15 protein-coding genes and 1 tRNA gene are annotated in these 16,974 nt (G+C 66.2%); 7 read left to right on the forward strand and 9 right to left on the reverse strand.

Annotated elements, in window-relative coordinates:
* Nucleotides 1–2 precede the first annotated feature (2 nt).
* The 7 genes from J1M43_RS09525 to J1M43_RS09555 all read right to left on the reverse strand — a co-directional run bounded on the left by J1M43_RS09525 (nucleotide 3) and on the right by J1M43_RS09555 (nucleotide 7,590).
* The gene (locus tag J1M43_RS09525) at nucleotides 3–1,091 is read right to left on the reverse strand and encodes a D-alanine--D-alanine ligase family protein (RefSeq protein ID WP_206476548.1); all 1,089 of its coding nucleotides are present in this window, start codon (nucleotides 1,089–1,091) and stop codon (nucleotides 3–5) included.
* Nucleotides 997–2,130: an NAD(P)H-dependent glycerol-3-phosphate dehydrogenase gene (locus J1M43_RS09530; protein WP_206476549.1), complete on the reverse strand. Its 1,134-nt coding sequence runs from the start codon at nucleotides 2,128–2,130 to the stop codon at nucleotides 997–999. Before J1M43_RS09530 ends, J1M43_RS09525 begins: the two co-directional genes overlap by 95 nt.
* The gene (locus J1M43_RS09535) at nucleotides 2,120–2,875 is read right to left on the reverse strand and encodes a 1-acyl-sn-glycerol-3-phosphate acyltransferase (RefSeq protein WP_206476550.1); all 756 of its coding nucleotides are present in this window, start codon (nucleotides 2,873–2,875) and stop codon (nucleotides 2,120–2,122) included. The genes J1M43_RS09530 and J1M43_RS09535 overlap by 11 nt, the downstream gene beginning before the upstream one ends.
* Before the next feature lie 5 nt (nucleotides 2,876–2,880).
* Nucleotides 2,881–4,248 (reverse strand): UDP-N-acetylglucosamine 1-carboxyvinyltransferase, encoded by a 1,368-nt coding sequence (murA, locus tag J1M43_RS09540; protein ID WP_033104548.1) that lies wholly within the window; start codon nucleotides 4,246–4,248, stop codon nucleotides 2,881–2,883.
* Between the two features lie 94 nt (nucleotides 4,249–4,342).
* Nucleotides 4,343–4,939 (reverse strand): 3-isopropylmalate dehydratase small subunit, encoded by a 597-nt coding sequence (gene leuD, locus J1M43_RS09545; RefSeq protein ID WP_033104549.1) that lies wholly within the window; start codon nucleotides 4,937–4,939, stop codon nucleotides 4,343–4,345.
* A 2-nt stretch (nucleotides 4,940–4,941) separates the two neighbouring features.
* Nucleotides 4,942–6,420 carry a 3-isopropylmalate dehydratase large subunit gene (leuC, locus tag J1M43_RS09550; protein WP_206476551.1) on the reverse strand — a complete coding sequence of 493 codons (1,479 nt, stop codon included), beginning with the start codon at nucleotides 6,418–6,420 and terminating at the stop codon, nucleotides 4,942–4,944.
* Between the two features lie 177 nt (nucleotides 6,421–6,597).
* Nucleotides 6,598–7,590, reverse strand: a complete 993-nt coding sequence (locus tag J1M43_RS09555) for a TerC/Alx family metal homeostasis membrane protein (RefSeq protein WP_033104551.1) — start codon at nucleotides 7,588–7,590, stop codon at nucleotides 6,598–6,600.
* 238 nt (nucleotides 7,591–7,828) lie between these two features.
* Here J1M43_RS09555 and J1M43_RS09560 point away from each other — a divergent pair, with 238 nt between their 5' ends.
* The 4 genes from J1M43_RS09560 to J1M43_RS09575 are packed head-to-tail and all read left to right on the forward strand — an operon-like array spanning nucleotide 7,829 to nucleotide 11,308.
* Complete coding sequence (locus J1M43_RS09560; RefSeq protein ID WP_033104552.1) at nucleotides 7,829–8,407, forward strand: RNA polymerase sigma factor; 579 nt, start codon at nucleotides 7,829–7,831, stop codon at nucleotides 8,405–8,407.
* Nucleotides 8,404–9,465 (forward strand): DUF4349 domain-containing protein, encoded by a 1,062-nt coding sequence (locus tag J1M43_RS09565; protein ID WP_052166640.1) that lies wholly within the window; start codon nucleotides 8,404–8,406, stop codon nucleotides 9,463–9,465. The genes J1M43_RS09560 and J1M43_RS09565 overlap by 4 nt, the downstream gene beginning before the upstream one ends.
* A 59-nt stretch (nucleotides 9,466–9,524) precedes the next feature.
* The gene (locus J1M43_RS09570) at nucleotides 9,525–10,079 is read left to right on the forward strand and encodes a helix-turn-helix domain-containing protein (protein WP_033104553.1); all 555 of its coding nucleotides are present in this window, start codon (nucleotides 9,525–9,527) and stop codon (nucleotides 10,077–10,079) included.
* On the forward strand, nucleotides 10,076–11,308 hold the full coding sequence (locus J1M43_RS09575; protein WP_033104554.1) for an MFS transporter: 1,233 nt from the start codon (nucleotides 10,076–10,078) through the stop codon (nucleotides 11,306–11,308). Before J1M43_RS09570 ends, J1M43_RS09575 begins: the two co-directional genes overlap by 4 nt.
* Nucleotides 11,309–11,504: 196 nt before the next feature.
* Here J1M43_RS09575 and J1M43_RS09580 read toward each other — a convergent pair.
* A tRNA-Glu gene (locus J1M43_RS09580) sits at nucleotides 11,505–11,577 on the reverse strand.
* A 153-nt stretch (nucleotides 11,578–11,730) separates the two neighbouring features.
* Here J1M43_RS09580 and J1M43_RS09585 point away from each other — a divergent pair.
* Complete coding sequence (locus J1M43_RS09585; protein WP_033104555.1) at nucleotides 11,731–12,369, forward strand: MBL fold metallo-hydrolase; 639 nt, start codon at nucleotides 11,731–11,733, stop codon at nucleotides 12,367–12,369.
* A 185-nt stretch (nucleotides 12,370–12,554) separates the two neighbouring features.
* Here J1M43_RS09585 and pepN read toward each other — a convergent pair whose 3' ends face one another.
* The gene (gene pepN, locus J1M43_RS09590; RefSeq protein WP_206476552.1) at nucleotides 12,555–15,050 is read right to left on the reverse strand and encodes an aminopeptidase N; all 2,496 of its coding nucleotides are present in this window, start codon (nucleotides 15,048–15,050) and stop codon (nucleotides 12,555–12,557) included.
* 292 nt (nucleotides 15,051–15,342) lie between these two features.
* On the opposite strand from pepN, the gene J1M43_RS09595 reads away from it, so the two are divergent.
* Both J1M43_RS09595 and J1M43_RS09600 read left to right on the forward strand, forming a co-directional pair.
* Nucleotides 15,343–15,546, forward strand: coding sequence for a cold-shock protein (locus J1M43_RS09595; RefSeq protein ID WP_033104556.1), 204 nt, complete (start codon nucleotides 15,343–15,345; stop codon nucleotides 15,544–15,546).
* Between the two features lie 315 nt (nucleotides 15,547–15,861).
* Entirely contained in the window at nucleotides 15,862–16,704 is an 843-nt protein-coding gene (locus J1M43_RS09600) for a M23 family metallopeptidase (RefSeq protein WP_235272302.1), read from the forward strand.
* Nucleotides 16,705–16,974: the final 270 nt, after the last annotated feature.

The raw sequence follows: 16,974 nt of genomic DNA on the forward strand, positions 1-16,974 counted from the left end.
TCTCAGCGCTGCATGCCGACCTCGACGAGTTCGGTGATGAGGTCGCTGTAGCTCAGGCCCGATGCGACCCAGCACTTCGGGAACATCGAGATCGGCGTGAAGCCCGGCATCGTGTTGAGCTCGTTCACGACGAGTTCGCCTTCGGGCGTGACGAAGAAGTCCACCCTCGCCAAGCCCTTGCCATCGACCGCCTCGAATGCGCGCAGAGCGACCTCGCGCAGTCGTCGGATGAGCGCGTCATCGACATCAGCCGGGCATACGATGTCCACGCCGTCGCCGCCGAGGTACTTTCCCTCGAAGTCGTAGAAGCTGCGCGATGTGAGAACGACCTCGCCCGGAAGCGACGCCCGTGCTCCCTCGCCGGCACGACCGGCGAGCACGCCGACCTCGATCTCGCGACCGTCCACCTTCGACTCCACGAGCACCTTCTCGTCCTCGGCGAAGGCGATGCGCATCGCCTCGTCCAGCCCGTCGCCGTCGACGACTCGCGATACGCCGACACTGGAACCGGCGCTGGCGGGCTTGACGAACACGACCGAGCCCAGGGCTGCGATGTCGCTGCGAAGCCGTGAGGCGTCAGCTTCCCACTGCGCACGGCGGATCGTGATGCCCGGCGACACGGCGATCCCGGCGGCGGACAGCGCGAGCTTCGTGAAGTGCTTGTCCAGGCAGATCGCCGAGTCGAGGATTCCGCAGCCCGCGTAAGGCACCTCCAGTACGTCGAAGAACCCCTGAATCGCTCCGTCTTCGCCGTGCAGCCCGTGCAGGAGCGGCAGCACCACATCGATCTCGCCCAGGCCCGTGACCGAGCCGTCAGCCCGCGTGACCCGCAGCGTCCGGTCTCCACCGGGCTCCGGCCACAGCACGCGCGTGCCGTTGTCATCGACCTCCGGGAGGCGCGCAGCATCCAGAGCGAACTTGTCCGGCCGGTCCTCTTCCAGGACGAACGCGCCCTCACGAGTGATCCCCACCGGGATCACCTCGTAGCGCTCGCGATCAATCGCGCGCAGCACCCCGCCCGCGGTCGCGGAACTGATGGAATGCTCGCTGGAACGCCCTCCGAAGAGCACCACCACCGTCTGCTTGTCCATGATTGGTTCTCTCCTCCTGGGGAGTGTCGTCGTCGGTCGTCAGGTGCGGCGCGATGTCACGCGGATTCATCGTTCCGTCGAGCACCATCTTCACCTGCTCGACGATGGGCATGTGCACACCGGATTCGCGGGCCAACTGCAGGATCGGAGCGACGGATGCCAGACCTTCGGCGGTCTGGTTCATCTGCTTGACAACGTCCTGGTAGCTGTACCCCTGGCCGAGCAGCCTGCCGGCCGTGTTGTTGCGGCTCAGCGGCGACTGGCATGTCGCGATCAGGTCGCCGAGACCGGCAAGGCCCTGCAGCGTCTCGGGCTGGGCGCCGTTCGCCACGGCGAAGTCGGTCATCTCGACCAGACCACGGGTGATGATCGAGGCCTTCGTGTTCTCTCCGTAGCCGACGCCGTCGACGATGCCGATCGCGACGGCGATCAGGTTCTTCAGCACGCCGCCGAACTCGGTGCCGATCACGTCGGTGTTCACGAACGTGCGGAAGTAGGAGTTGCGGGCCGCCCGGGCGACGGTCTCCGCGGTCTCCTGGCTGAGCGAGGCGATCACGGCCGCAGTGGGCTGTTCGCGCGCGATCTCGAGCGCGAGGTTCGGTCCGGAGGCCACAGCGATCTGCGCGGGGTCGCAGCGCAGCTCCTGCTCTATCACCTGGCTCATGCGCAGGCCGCTCGATCGCTCGACGCCCTTCATCAGGCTGATGATCGGCAGTTCTCGACCGTCGAGCAGCGGGCGCAGTGCCTTGAGGTTCTCACGCAGCGACTGGCTGGGCACCGACAGATACACCTGATCCGCACCGGCAAGCGCCGTCGACAGGTCGTGCGTGGCAGTCATGCTGCGCGGGAGGTTGATGCCGGAGAGGTACTTCGAGTTGCGCTTGCCTTCGGAGATCTCGAGAGCCTGCTCCGGCCGGCGGGCCCACATGGTGACCTGGGCGCCGCCGTCGGCGAGGATCTTGCCGAAGGTGGTTCCCCAACTGCCGGATCCGATCACGGTGACGCGCGGCCCCGAGGCCGAGGCGTTCTTACGAGTCAAGGCGACCGGTCTCCTTCTGCCCGTGATCGGACGGGTTCCAGCGGGTCGCGGGCGCCTTCTCGTCACGCAGCTCCTCGAGCAGCGCGGTGATGGCGTTCATGAGTCGATTGGTGGCCTCGTTGAGCGCCGACTGCTCTCCGGCTCGACCGGTGAGGTCGGAGATGTCGACCGGGTCGCCGATCAGCACCTGGACGCGCTTGCGCGGCGGCCAGAGGCTCAGCCCCTTCTGATAGCGCCCCATGACGTGCTGCGTACCCCACTGCGCGACCGGGATGAGCGGGATGCCGCCCGCGAGCGCAAGGCGCACGGCGCCGGGCTTCCCCCGCATCGGCCAGAGGTCGGGGTCGCGTGTGAGGGTGCCCTCCGGGTAGACGATCACACCGCGCTCGTTCTTCACGAGGGTCCGCGACTGCTCTATCGTCTGCTTCGCGGCGGCCGCGGAGGTCGCCCTGGCGACCGGGACCATCCCTGTCTTGCGCATCAGCCAGCCCAGGACCGGAGCGCGGAACAGGCTCTCCTTCGCCATGAAGCGCGGCGCACGCCTGAGGCGCCACACCGCCACCGCGACGATGAGCGGATCGAACTCTGAGTAGTGATTCGGTGCCAGCACGAATGCGCCCTGGACGGGCAGCTTCTCCTTGCCCAGGATCTCGATCCTCGCCAGGTAGCCGACAGCGGGCACCACGACAGCCGCGAGCGGCCAGAACGCGCTCGGGCGGGACTTCTCGGGTGACCGGGAGCCCATCTGCGTCACCGGACGACGTCGAAGTCGGCGCCGAGAGCGTCGAGCTTGGCCAGGAACTTCTCGTATCCGCGGCTGAGGATGTCGACGCCGGACACCTGCGACTGACCCTCGGCCGTGAGCGCGGCGATCACGTGGCTGTATCCACCGCGAAGATCGGGTACGACGATGTCGGCGGAGTGCAGCGGCGTCGGCCCGGTGATGACCGCTGCCTGCTCGAGCTCGCGACGCGGCACGCGCCGCGGCCCGTTCTGCAGCCCGTGCGGGTGAACGACGATGTCGGCGCCCATCTTGACCAGCGCATCCGTGAAGCCGAAGCGGTTCTCGTAGACGGTCTCGTGGACGATGGAGCGACCCTCGGCCTGCGTGAGCGCGACGATGAGGGGCTGCTGCCAGTCCGTCATGAAGCCGGGGTGCACGTCGGTCTCGATGACGACGGGCTGGAGGTCGCCACCGCGACGGAAGAGGATGCCGTCCTCTTTCACGTCGAACCAGCCACCCGCCTTTCGGAACACATTGAGGAAGGTGAGCATCTCCTGCTGCTTGGCGCCGCCGACGAAGATCTCTCCGTCCGTCGCGAGTGCGGCAGACGCCCAGGATGCGGCCTCGTTGCGGTCGAAGATCGAACGGTGGTCGTAGCCGCGCAGCGTCTCCACGCCCTCGATGAGGATCACGCGGTTCGGCTCGTAGGAGATGATCGCGCCCATCTTCTGCAGCACGGCGATCAGGTCCATGATCTCCGGCTCGATGGCTGCGTTGCGCAGTTCGGTGGTGCCGTCGGCGCGCACGGCCGTCAGCAGCACCTGCTCGGTGGCTCCCACACTCGGGTACGGCAGGTGGATGTTCGCGCCGTGCAGGCGGCCCCCCTGCGTGGACAGGCGGATGCCGCTGGGCAGCTTCTCGACGACCGCGCCGAACTTGCGGAGTGCATCGAGGTGGAAGTCGATCGGGCGGTCGCCGATGCGGCAGCCGCCGAGGTCGGGGATGAACGCCTGGCCCAGGCGATGCAGCAGAGGTCCGCAGAACAGGATCGGAATGCGCGAGGCACCGGCGTGAGCGTCGATCTCTTCCATGTGCGCGGATTCCACGTCGCTGGGGTCGAAGACGAGCGAGCCGACCTCGTCGCCTTCGCTGACGCGGACACCATGCACTTCGAGCAGCGAGCGCACGACGGCGACATCGCTGATGCCAGGTACGTCGCGCAGGATGCTCGTGTCTTCACCGAGGAGGGATGCGACCATCGCCTTCGTGGCGAGGTTCTTCGCCCCCTTCACATCGACACGGCCGCGCAGCGGCCTTCCACCTCGGATGGCCAGCACGTCTCCGGTCAAAGCAGGAACTCCCTCTGGAAGCTCAGCGCGCACGGTTGTCGTCATTCGAGGAGCCTCACTTCATGGTCATGGACGCGGCGCCAGCCGCCGGAGCGGATGCTCCAGGCTCACGATGTGCTCGGTGTCGGCGGACTGTGTGTCAGCGAACAGGGAGCGTACGTGGCCGCCACGACTCGCGGCGGGCCTCGAACTGCGCGATCTTGTCTTCGTTGCGCAGCGTGAGCCCGATGTCATCGAGCCCTTCGAGGAGCCGCCATCTAGTGTAATCGTCGATCTCGATGGCGGCTCGGAGGTCGCCGACAACGGCGGTGCGCGCCTCGAGATCCACCGTGATCTCGACACCCGGATCAGCGTCGATCTCCGCCCAGATCGCGTCGAGATCCGCTTCGGAGACGGTCGCCGCGAGTAGGCCCTGTTTGCCCGAGTTCCCGCGGAAGATATCACCGAAACGCGTGCTGAGCACGACCTTGAAACCGAAATCGCGCAGCGCCCACACCGCGTGCTCACGGCTGGATCCCGTGCCGAAATCCGGACCGGCAACCAGCACCGAGGCGCCCTGGAAAGCCGGCTGGTTCAGCACGAAGTCCGGGTCCTGACGCCAGGCGTGGAACAGTGCGTCCTCGAAGCCGGTCTTCGTCACCCGCTTGAGGAACACGGCGGGGATGATCTGGTCGGTGTCGACGTTCGAGCGCTTCAGCGGAGCGGCGATGCCCGTGTGGGTGGTGAACTTCTCCATGATCAGGCTCCTACTCGATCGAACTCGGTCACTGAGTCTGTCGAAGCGTCCAGGTCGCTCGGGCTCGACAGCGTGCCGCGCACGGCGGTCGCTGCGGCGACCAGCGGCGAGACGAGGTGCGTGCGTCCGCCCTTGCCCTGACGCCCTTCGAAGTTGCGGTTGGACGTGGATGCGCAGCGCTCCCCCGGCGACAACTGGTCCGGGTTCATGCCGAGGCACATCGAGCATCCGGCGAAGCGCCACTCGGCGCCGAAGTCCTTGACGATCTGATCGATGCCCTCAGCCTCGGCCTCCAGACGCACGCGAGCGGAACCGGGGACGACCATGACGCGCACGCCGTCGGCCTTCTTGCGTCCCTTGATCACGGACGCGAACGCCCGCAGATCCTCGATGCGGCTGTTCGTGCACGATCCCATGAAGACGGCATCCACCGGCACCTCCTTGAGCGGCGTTCCAGGAGTGAGATCCATGTACTGCAGTGCGCGCTCGGCGGCGACGCGCTCGTTGGGATCCGCGATGTCGGCAGGGTTCGGCACCGACGAGGAGAGGGAGCTGCCCTGGCCGGGGTTGGTGCCCCAGGTCACGAACGGCTCGAGCTCGTTCGCATCGATCAGCACCTCCGCGTCGAACGTCGCGCCCTCGTCGGTGGGGAGCGTGCGCCAGTAGGCGACAGCGTCTTCCCAGTCCTCACCCTGCGGAGCGTGCGGCTTGTCCTTGACGTAGGCGAAGGTCGTCTCATCGGGTGCGACCATCCCGGCACGGGCGCCGGCCTCGATCGACATGTTGCAGATCGTCATCCGCCCCTCCATCGAGAGGGCGCGGATCGCGCTACCACGGAATTCGAGCACGTAGCCCTGCCCGCCGCCGGTGCCGATCTTCGCGATCACGGCGAGGATGATGTCCTTCGCGCTCACGCCGGAATTGAGCTCACCCTCGACCGTGATCGCCATCGTCTTGAACGGCTTCAGGGGCAACGTCTGCGTCGCCATGACATGCTCGACCTCGCTGGTGCCGATGCCGAACGCCATGGCGCCGAACGCGCCGTGCGTCGAGGTGTGCGAGTCGCCGCACACGACAGTGATGCCAGGCATCGTGAGGCCGAGCTGTGGTCCGACCACGTGCACGATGCCCTGCTCCGCGTCGCCAAGGGAATGGATGCGGACGCCGAACTCCTCGGCGTTGCGCCGCAGCGTCTCGATCTGGGTGCGACTGGTGAGATCGGCGATCGGCTTGTCGATCTCGAGCGTCGGCGTGTTGTGGTCCTCGGTCGCGATCGTCAGGTCGACCCTGCGCAGCGGCCTGTCTTCGGCGCGCAGGCCGTCGAAAGCCTGAGGGCTGGTCACCTCGTGCACCAGGTGCAGGTCGATGTAGATCAGGTCGGGCTCGCCGTTCTCGCCCTTCACGACGAGATGGTCATCCCAGACCTTCTCGGCGAGTGTGCGGGGGCGAGCGGATGAGGTGTCGACTGCAGGGCTGTTCATGTCTTATCTCCTGAGGATGGCGATGAGGCCCACAAAGGACTCCGCGACGAGGAGGGGCTCAGAACGAGGACTCGCCGCGGCCGCTAAGAAGGAGCACGCACCGCATGTCGTCAGATTACCACCGCTTCGCGGGCCGGCGGTCCCCCATGACAGGCCACGTGGCACCCGGTCGGCGCGTCAGTCGGTGATCGCGATCCGCTTCTTCTCGCGCGAGGACGAGATCAGGCTCGCCACGGTCGCGACGGCCATCGAGGCGAAGATCACGCCGAGCGAAACCCAGTTGTTGATGTCCGGCGCCCACTCGATCGGCTGACCGCCGTTGATGAACGGCAAATCGTTCTCGTGCATGGCGTGCAGGATGAGCTTGACACCGATGAAGCCGAGGATGAATGCGACGCCGTAGTGCAGGTACTTGAGTTTCTCGAGCAGATCGCCGAGCAGGAAGTAGAGCTGGCGCAGGCCCATGAGCGCGAAGAGGTTCGCGGTGAAGACGATGAAGGGGTCCTGCGTGACACCGAAGATCGCGGGGATCGAGTCGACCGCGAACATGAGGTCGGTCACGCCGAGCGAGACGAAGACGATCAGCATCGGCGTCCAGATCTTCTTGCCGTTCACGACGGTGCGGATCTTCGACCCGTCGTACTCATCGCTGATGTCGATTCCGCGACGCAGCATCCGGATGATGAAGTTCTCGGTCTGCTCGTCCTCCTCGTGCTTGTCCGGCATCGCCTGGCGGATCGCGGTGAACACGAGGAAGGCGCCGAACAGGTAGAAGATCGGGCTGAGTTGCTCGACGGCCGCGCCGACGATGAGGATGAAGACCGCACGCAGCACGAGGGCGATGATGATGCCCACCATCAGAGCTTCCTGCTGATAGCGACGGGGCACAGAGAACTGCGTCATGATCAGCACGAACACGAAGAGATTGTCGATGGAGAGGCTGTACTCCATCGCCCAACCGGTGAGGAAGTCCAGGGAGGTCTTCGCATCGCCGACGAAGAACAGCACAGCCGCGAAGATCAGCGCGAGAGTCACGTAGAACGCGACCCAGAGGCTGGATTCCTTCGTCGATGGGATGTGCGGACGCTTCAGGATGAGAAGCAGGTCGGCGATGAGGATGACGGTCAGGACCACCAGTGAGGTGATCTCGAACCATACGGGGATGTTCACGGGCGCAGAGCACCTTTCGAGAGAGGTCAGTAAACAGCCGAAAGTCTCTCCCCCGCACCGAAGTGCGTCACGCGCCCGGAGCAGCAGATCTGATGCTCGTGATGACGATCGCGTGAATGTCGGGATACTCCCTCTCGCGAACTCAATGGTAGCGGAGCCTCAGCCGCACTTCGTGCGAATCTGAGACGATGGGACATCTCTTGACACTTCTCTGGTGAGAGACACCGAACGGAGCAGGATGTCCGAGCCAGCCGAAGAACACGCACGATCCGAAGATCAGGACCTGGTGTCGCGCGCCGCGTCGGGCGACGAGGGTGCGTTCCGCGCGCTCTACCGCGTGCACGTCCGTCCCGTCTACTGGATCGCCCACGGGATCCTCGGGTCCGCGGTCGATGCCGAGGATGTGGCGCAGGAGACCTTCGTCGTCGCGTGGCGGAAGCTCCCTGGACTGCAGCTTCACAGCGCGTCGATCCTGCCATGGCTGGCGACGATCTGCCGCTTCCAGGCGGCCAATCGCCTTCGTCAGCGACGGCGGGACCAGGCGCACACGACGGATGCTGTGGACGAGAGGCTCGCCGCTACGGTGAGCGTCGAGGATCAGGTCATCTCCGCGGAACTGGCTGGGCGGATCACCGCCGAGATCGGCACGCTGAGCGCGCTCGATCAGGAGATCTTCCGCCTGTGCGCGACGGAGGGATTCGCCTATCAGGCCGCGGCGGACGAACTCGGCATCAGCCACAGTGCCGTTCGAAACCGTCTCTCACGGGTGCGCACGCAGCTGCGAGGCGCTGTCGATGAAGAAGTGAGAGACGCATGAACGATCAGACCCCGACCGACCCCACGACACAGCTTCCCGAACTATCCCAGGAGAGCATCGACCGCATCGAGCGCGCGGTGCTCGCCGACATCGAGCGGGAGCGCTCTCCCGAACGGGCTCGGCCCCGTGAGAAGAGCAGACGACGTGGATGGCTCACCGGGTTCGGGATCGCCGCCGCCTTCGTCGCCGGCGTGCTCATCACGCCGCCGCTTCTCAACACCGTCGGCGTCTCGACTGCGGATGGAGGCGGAAGCGTCGTCGGAGTCTCCGACAGCTCCGCCGTCGACATGGCGGTACCGGAGAGCGTCGACGCATCGTCGACCTCGATCGTCGGCGCGGAGGCCGACAGCGCCGACCGCGAGATCATCGCGTCCGCCCAGGCCACCGTGCGCGTCGACGACATCGACGGCGCAGTCGACGCGATCGCCGCACTCGCCGAGGCACGCGGGGGCTATGTGGAGAGCACCGATGTCTCCGCCGAGCCGCTGGCCACGGACATGACCCTTCCGGCGCAGCCGGCCGGTGGCTACGGCTGGATCAGCATCCGCGTGCCGTCCGCCGAACTCACGAGCGTCATCGACGATCTCGGCGACACCGGCGAGGTCGTGTCGTCCTCACTGTCCAAGCAGGACGTGACGTCGACGGCGATCGATCTGCGGGCGAGGGCGGAGGCGACGCGTGCGTCGGTCACTCGGCTCACGGAGCTCATGTCGCAGTCCGGCAGCGTGTCCGAGCTGATCGAGGCCGAGATCGCTCTGACGGATCGGCAGGCTCAGCTGGAATCGTACGAGCAGCAGCTCGCCGCGCTGGAAGATCAGGTGGCGATGTCGTCACTGCAGGTTCAGCTCGCTCCCGAGGCATCGGCCACGACGCCGGAGCCCGACGGGTTCGGCGCAGGACTCCTCGCCGGATGGAACGGGCTGATCGTGTCGTTGAACGCACTCGTGGTGACGATCGGCTTCCTCCTCCCCTGGCTCGTCATCGCCGGCGGCGTGTTTCTCCTGATCTGGATGATCCGCCGCGCGCGACGCAACCACTCCAAGACGCAGAAACCCTGATTTTCCGGGGTATACAAGAAGCCTTGTGAAGATGGTCAAACGACCATAGCGTTGGCGGCATGGAAGAGATCCGGGCCATCACCGCCGTGCACCATCCGGTACGGCGCCGGATCGTCGACTACCTCGGACTCTACGGCGCGAGCCAGGTGACCACCCTGGCTCGCGCTCTTGACCAGCAGGTCGGCAGCATCAGCCATCATCTGCGGATGCTGGAGCGGGCCGGCATCGTGGAGCGCGCCGACGCGCCGAACGCCGACAAGCGCACGAGCTGGTGGCAGCCCACGCGCCGCAGTTTCACCTGGTCTGCTGACGACTTCGAGGATTCCCCCTCGAACGCTCTGCTGGCGCGGGAGGCCGAGCGGACCAACATCTCCACGCAGCTGCAACGGCTGAAATCGTGGCACGGCGGCAAGCAGCGGCGCCCCGAGCCCGAATGGTCACGCGCCGCGTTCAGTACTGACGCCCTCGCCTGGGCGAGCGCCGCGGAACTCACCCAGCTCTCCGAGGCCCTGCGCGACACCATCGACGCTTGGCGTACGGCCATCGACCGGGAGGACGGCGCCGAACGACGCCCGGTCTTCGTCTTCGCACACGGATTCCCGACGACGCCATGAGCATCGCCGAGCCCACGCTGCTGCGAGAGCCGCCGCGGTTCTCGAAAGACCTCACCGTCCACGCCTGGATCGCGGTCAAGGCGCTGTCGGACGCAGGGGACGCCATCTGGACCATCGCGCTCGCGTGGACGGCAGTGCAGATCACCTCTCCGGCGATCGCCGGCGTCATCGTCGCCGCTGGCACCATCCCCCGCGCCGTCGTGCTGCTGTTCGGGGGCGTGCTCGCCGACCGTGCGAACGCCCGCACCGTCATGATCGTCTTCAACGCCCTGCGGGTCGTGCTGCTGGTGTTCGTGGCGCTCTGGGTGCTGGCATCGCCGCCGTCAGTGCTCCTGCTGATGTTCGCGGCGATCGCCTTCGGCGTGTGCGATGCGTTCTACGAGCCATCGGCCGCGACGATAGGCCGACAGCTCGTGCGCACCTCCGACCTGCCGTCGTACAGCGCGGTGATGCAGACCGCCACGCGTCTGGGCACCATGGGCGGCGCCGCGATCGGCGGATTCCTCGTCGCATACGCCGGGCTGAGCGCAAGCGCCTCTCTCAACGCGCTGACCTTCACCCTGGTGATCGCCTTCATCGCGATCTTCCTGCGTCCGCGGTTCGCTCTGGCCCGTGCGGCACGAGAATCAGCACTGCGCGGCGTCCAGCACGGATTCGCCCACCTGCGGAACGCTCCGACCACGCGCACTCTGGTGATCGCTCTGTCGGGTCTCAATCTCGCCGTCGGCCCTGCGACCGGGATCGGGATCGCACTGCGGGCCCACGACGAGGGCTGGGGAGCGCAGGCGGTGGGGCTGTTCGAGGCACTGATCGGCCTCGGTGCGGCTCTCGGCGCCATCTCGGTGGCAAGATGGCGCCCTACCCATGAGGCGCGCGGCGGATTCTGGGCGCTGGTCGTGCAGGGCGCGGGGATCATCCTGATCGGCGTCGGCCCTGCGTGGGCTGCGGCGATCGGATGCTTCGTGATCGGGGTGACCGCGGGATTCGCCTCGGTCCTGCTCGGCGCGACCTTCGCCGCCACGATCGATACGGCTTATCTGGGTCGTATGAGTTCGATCACCCGGCTGGGCGACGACGTGCTGATGCCGCTGGCGATGGCGGCCTTCGGAGCGCTCGCATCCGTGACGGCCACGTGGGTGCCGTTCGTGGTCTTCGGCGGCGCGCTCATACTGATGATGGTGTTCCCGCTGCGCAACCGGCAGTTGCGGGACATGGCGCTACGACGTTGAACAGCACGCGACGAACGTGTCGACCGGGTCAGCGCTTGAGGAACAGCCCGTCCAGCAGTACGTCTGTCATCCGCGTCGCCGCCTCTCGGGCGCCGCCGGTGTTCTCCTGCGCGAGTCGGCCGAGGTGGTCATCATTTCCTGAAGTTGCCGGATACGCAGAAAACCCCCGGAAATCCGGGGGTTTTCTCGTGTCGTGTGACCCCAGCGGGATTCGAACCCGCGTTACCGCCGTGAGAGGGCAGCGTACTAGGCCGCTATACGATGGGGCCGTCTTGCGGAGCGTTTCAGCCCCGCGACAACCGTTCAAGTATGCCATGGGATTTCGCACTCCGCAAAATCACGGTCGGCCGCGCAGAGATCCCGGGCGCGTCACGACGTCAACGCCGTTTGCCGCTCGGCCGAAGTAGGAGTTGACTCGTGCCATGCGCGTCACGAAGTTCGAACATGCCACCCTCCGCCTCGACCTCAGCGGCGAGACTCTGATCGTCGATCCAGGGTCGTTCACCAGCCCTCTCGTCGATCTGTCCGGCCTCGTCGCCATCGTGATCACACATGAGCATCCGGATCACTGGACGCCTGATCACCTCGACCGCATCCTCCGCGATGCTCCAGGCACCCGGATCTTCGCGCCTGCGGGCGTCGCCGCCGCCGCAACCGGGTACGAGATCACGGTCGTCGAGCCCGGCGACAGCATGAGCGCCGGCGCGTTCACACTGCGGTTCTTCGGAGGCGATCACGAGGTGATCCACTCCTCACTCCCCCGCGTTCAGAATCTCGGGGTGCTGATCAACGACGCGCTCTACTACCCCGGCGACTCGTACGCCGTCCCGGAAGGAGTCGATGTCGACGCCCTCGCCGCGCCTCTCGGTGCACCCTGGCTGAAGATCGGCGAGGCGATGGATTTCGTACTCGCCGTGAAGCCTCGCCGAGCTTTCGGCGTGCACGACATGACGCTTTCGGTCATCGGACGCGGCATGCACCGCTCGCGCCTGAAATGGGCGACCGAGCAGCACGGTGGCGAGTTCTTCGAGCTCGACCCTGGCGACTCCCTGGATCTGTGATCCGCCGCCTGCTGCCCGCGCCGGGTGGATCGCCCGGATGCAGACGCGATATGCCAGAGACGGACACGGCCTCTGGCTGATCGAAACTCACAGCGGCGAGTTCATCGGCGACTGCGGGATCACCTGGCAGTCCTACAACGACACGCCGGTGCGCACGGTCATGGGAATGACCGTGACTCCTTCGATCAGTCTCCGACGACCTGAGGCTGCGCCGCTCGCACCCTGATCTCGCGCGCGAGATGATCACGCTGTTCGATCACCAAGCGACGTAGTGCCGCAGGTGCGGTCGGATTCCCCGCGAGCCATGCGTCGACGACATCCGTCGTGTCGGCTGCGGGGAACAAACCGAGCACGAGCCGCTTGGCGATCTCGATGCTGCGCGAACCCCACGTTCCGGAGATCCACGCGAAGTACTCGTCGTCGAATCGGGCGATGAGGTCCCGACGGGCACCGGCACGCACGCCCGCGATGATCGCGTCGAGGTGATCGTTGCTCAGGCCGTGATCGCTCCAGGCTCGGTCCCATGCCTCGGCGCGGGCGTCCGGCGTGGGCCGAGATGCCGACGCACGCATCGCCGCAGTGCGTCCATCTGCGGTGTCATCGTTCTCCAGTTCGCGAGCGATGTCCGCCTCCGAGAAATCGCCCGTCGTCGCGAGTGCCGCGATCAGCGACCAGCGCAGTTCCGGGTCGATCGGCAGACCTGCCGGGCCGTGGCCGTCCAGGAGCGCACGCACCCTGGTGGTGCTCGCGTCGCTCGTCGCGGAAGCGGAAGCGAACGCGCGTGACCATGCCAGCTGCGCGTCGCTCCCTGCGGCAGCAGCATCCATCGCCGTCTCAGTGGCGATCAGCCATGCCTCACGCTCAGCACCGCGCCCGTCGGCGGGCACGAAATGCCCGATCGTGTACGCCGCATTCGCGAGCACACCGGACAGGAGTCCGATGTTCTCCTCCGCCGGCGCGTGACGGCGCACGATGTCCAGGTAATCCGCGACCGCCAGCTCCCCGTCACGGGTGGCATTCCACAGCGACGACCAGACCAGGGCTCGTGGCAGAGGCGGAAGCGTGGAGAGCGCAGTCCTGACTGCGGCCAGCGAGACAACATCGAGTCGCGCCTTGACATAGCTCAGGTCTGCGTCGTTCAGCAGCACGAGATCCGCATCCGGGAGCGTGACCGGTGTCCGTTCCTCGGTGATATCGAGCTCCACCTGCTCACGCAGCACAAGCAGGCCGTCGCTCAGGTCGTACAGCCCCACGCGCAGCCTGTGCGGCCGCGGATCGCTTTGCACCAGCATCCGCTGCCCTGCACTGTCGGTCTCAAGCCAAAGGGTCGAGACACCGCTGGTCTCCAACCATGCCTGCGACCAGGCACGGACGTCACGACCGGATACCTGTTCGAGCTGCACGAGCAGGTCGTCGAGCGTCGTGTTGCCGTAGGCGTGAGCGGAGAAGTACCGCCGTGCTCCTTCGAAGAACGCCGCCTCGCCGACGAACGCGACGAGCTGCTTCAGCACGGCGGCTCCCTTCGCATATGTGATGCCGTCGAAGTTGAGCTTGGCCGCTTCGAGATCGGGGATGTCGGCGACGATCGGATGGGTCGTCGGAAGCTGATCCTGCTGATAGGCCCACGCCTTGCGGTTGGCGGCGAAGCGCTCCCACGCGTCGATGAACCGCGTCGCTGCCGCTGAGGCATGCGAGCCCATGTAGTCGGCGAACGACTCCTTCAGCCACAGGTCGTCCCACCAGCGCATCGTGACGAGGTCCCCGAACCACATATGCGCCATCTCGTGCAGGATCGTGTTCGCTCGAGCCCCTCGTTGGGCGTCGGTCGCCGCTCCGCGGGGAATGTACGCCTCGGTGAAGGTGACCAGTCCCGGATTCTCCATCGCCCCGAGGTTGTACTCCGGCACGAAGATCTGGTCGTACTTGCCCCATGGGTACGCGAACGCGAAGGCTTCCGTGAAGAAGTCGAGACCCTGACGGGTGATCTCGATGATCTCATCCGCCTCGAGGTGCGGTGCCAGCGATGCCCGGCAGAGAACGCCGAGTGCGACCTGCTGCTCCCCTCGCGTCCAGGTGCTGTCGATGCGGTGATACGGCCCCGCGGCCACGGCTGTGATGTAGCTCGAGAGCGGCAGAGTAGGAGCGAACTCGACGATCTGCGCTCCGTCCTCCTCCCGGGCGTTCGCGACGCTCTGGTTCGACAGCACGAGCCAGTCGGACGGTGCACGTACGACGAATGTGTACGAGGCCTTCATGTCGGGCTGTTCGAAGCACGCCATCACTCGGCGCGAGTCGGCAGGCTCGTACTGCGTGTAGAGGTAGGTCTCACCGTCGACGGGGTCGATGAAACGGTGCAGCCCCTCGCCGGATCGGCTGTAAACGCCGGTCGCCTCGATCACGACGGTGTTGGATGCTGCGAGCCCCCTGACCGTGATCCGCGCACCGTCGTATTCGATGGGCACCTCGACATCGTTGACCATGACATGGTCGACAGACTCACCGATGAAGTCGATCCAGGTCGTGGGCTCTGAGGCGTCGAACGCCAGCGTCGTCGTCGTCCCGAACCCGCGCTCTTCCGAGTTCCGCGCGCCCTGTAGATCGAGTTCGACTCGGACCTCGCGCACGTTCACGGCCGCCGATCGTGCGGCGGTCTCCTGCCTGGTCAGGTTCGCAGAGCTCATGGCGTCCATCGTTTCATGGGCGGACTCCACACCGGTCAACAAGATGTCCACGCAATGGGCTAAGCTGGAGCGACACCTTCACGTTGACTTCCGGAATCTCCGGCTGTTCATCGGCCCGACTGCAACCAGCATGGTGGCCACTCGATCATCGTCCTTCATCTACCTCACGCTCCCAGCCACGAGACGCAGCGAATCTCCGCCGTCCCACTGAGAGCCCCGCAAGCTGCCGAGCCGAACATCGTCGAGGCATTACGGGTCGAAGCTCGGCCCACGAACACAAAGGAAACACAGCATGGCCACTGGCACTGTCAAATGGTTCAACTCCGACAAGGGCTACGGCTTCATTGCTCCCGATGACGGATCCGCCGATGTCTTCGCGCACTTCAGCGCGATCCAGGGCAGCGGACACCGCAACCTCGAGGAAGCACAGAAGGTCGAGTTCGACACGGAGCAGGGTCCCAAGGGCCCCCAGGCGACGAACATCACCGCGCTCTGAATCAGAGCTTCAAGGCCCGATCCTGCTGCAACGCGGGGTCGGGCCTTTTGCTGTCACCCGCGCCTTGACAATCGGTTCGATTTGACGAGACCGCCGGTTGCCCCGTAAATTACAGATCGGTAACGGTCCCACCCGAAGGGACCGGCTGTGAGCAGAACAACCCGTTCTGTGTCGGAAGGATCCCTCACGACTTCAGTGCGACCCGAGCGCGCCCCCGATTCCGCCTCGGCTACATCAGACCCCCTCAACGCATCTCGACCGCAATTGCGGCGCGACCTGCGTCGGCGCGCGACCCCGACCGCAGAATCTGCTGCTGTGCCGGCCGCGACCCCGGCTGTCCCGCCAACCGCGGCTCCAGCTGCCGCGCAGAGCGAACCGAAAGAGCACTCTCGCAGTGCGACACCGACCGCGACGATACCCCGCGGTACGCATCCGCGCACGCATCGCGCCTGGGCTAAGACCAAGGCACTCAGCGCCGCGCTGGCCGTCGGGGCGCTGATCACGGGCATGGCGCTTCCCTCCCTCAATCCGGACGCCCAGTCGTTTGGCGCCACGGCTGAAGGCGTCTCGGCGCTCAAGGATGCCGCGCAGTCTTACAGCTCCACCGACGAGATCCGCGCTGAGATCGCTCCACGAGGCAACTTCTCCGCGACGACGCCGACCGAGATCGATGAGACGCGCTCGCGAGCCGTCGCCGCCGCACTCGCAGCGGGGATGCCACTCGGCAGTGCAGTGGAGATCCCCATCGCCGACCGGGTAGTGATGCCGTTGGCCGCAGGAAGCTATTCCTTCACCGACGGCTTCGGCGCGTCACGTCCAGGACGATCGCACATGGGACTGGACCTCGCTGCGCCCGTCGGAACGCCCATCAACGCCGCGATGGCCGGTTGCGTCTCGCGTTCCACCGAAAGCTTCGAGGGCTACGGCGTGACGATCCAGATCGAGAGCGTCATCGACGGCGAGGCCGTCAGCACCGTCTACTCGCATATGATCTACGGCACGCGCGCTGTACAGGTCGGAGAGTGCGTCACTGCCGGCCAGTACATCGGCGACGTGGGCTCGACGGGCTACGTGTTCGGCTCCGTGCTGCATTTCGAGGTGCACATCTCGAGGGTGCCGGTGGATCCGATGCCCTGGCTCACCGCGCGCGTCGGCTGAGGCGCCTCGGCTCAGGACACACGTTCCCTGAGGATCCCGTCATGCAGTTCGAGCACGCGATCCGCGGCGTGCCGGGAAATCGGACACCGCGTCGATCGCACCGATGCCGCCGATGACGCGAGTGGCTCAGCCCTTGCGCAGCATGTTTAGCCGAGCTGTTCGGTAGCGGGTGTGGGTCGAACCGGTAGTGCGGGCGCGGGGATCTGGTAGCGCCCGCGCCCGCACTGCGGTCACTCGGCCGGGACGAGCCCGGTGACGTGGCGGCGCATG

It is taken from the genome of Microbacterium sp. KRD172 (assembly GCF_017168295.1).
Classification (GTDB): domain Bacteria; phylum Actinomycetota; class Actinomycetes; order Actinomycetales; family Microbacteriaceae; genus Microbacterium; species Microbacterium profundi.